Origin of the sequence: Vibrio sp. OPT46 (assembly GCF_015163535.1) — a bacterium.
GTDB lineage: Bacteria > Pseudomonadota > Gammaproteobacteria > Enterobacterales > Vibrionaceae > Vibrio > Vibrio alginolyticus.
The window spans coordinates 1-750 of the sequence record NZ_JADDYG010000456.1 but is presented as its reverse complement, the minus strand read 5'-3'; the positions used below and the strand labels follow the sequence as shown (position 1 = coordinate 750).

The following is a 750-nucleotide window of genomic DNA, read 5'->3' as shown; positions in this document are numbered from 1 at the left end:
GAAGATATTTATTTCCACTCATTGAACGTGGCTGTTATCTCGATGATGATTGGCCGTGCTAAAGGGTACTCAGCAGCACAGTTGAAAGAGCTTTCCTTCTCCGCACTATTCCATGATATCGGGAAAATAAAAATCCCGACTGCAATATTAAGAAAGCAACTACCTCTAACAGAGCCAGAAACCAACTACTTAAAGTTGCACACTAAATATGGCGTCGATCTTGCGAGTCAAATCGAGGCTTTTCCCGAAGTCGCGAGAATTGTGATCGCGCAGCACCATGAGCTAAGAGATGGGTCTGGTTATCCTAAAGGCCTGAAAGGAGATGAGATCAACGAGTTTGCTCAAATTATTGCTGTAGCCAATGCGTTTGATAACTTGTGTCATACACCGATAGTCTCAGATCAAAAGATTCCTTATACCGCACTCTCTCATTTATATAAGAACTGTAAACACCTATATAAAGAAGAGAACCTGAACATCCTAATTAAGTTTATGGGCGTGTTTCCTCCGGGTACCGTAGTTCAGCTTTCTAATAATATGGTCGGCCTGGTTATCTCAGTGAATGCATCGCATTTATTATTCCCGAATGTCTTGGTTTACGATCCATCAGTACCAAGGACTCAAGCGCCAATCATTGATCTTGCCTCAAAAGATATAAAGATAGTTAACGCGATTCATCCGTCAAAATTACCGGATAAAGTAAAAGAGTATCTAAATCCGCGTTCGCGTATTTCTTATTTCTTTGATAGT

Annotated in this window: 1 protein-coding gene; it reads left to right on the top strand. The window is 40.8% G+C overall.

The genetic code is table 11. The features are described from left to right. Positions 1-750 (top strand): HD-GYP domain-containing protein (locus tag IQR33_RS19785; protein ID WP_193843961.1); only part of this gene is annotated, 750 nt, incomplete at both ends.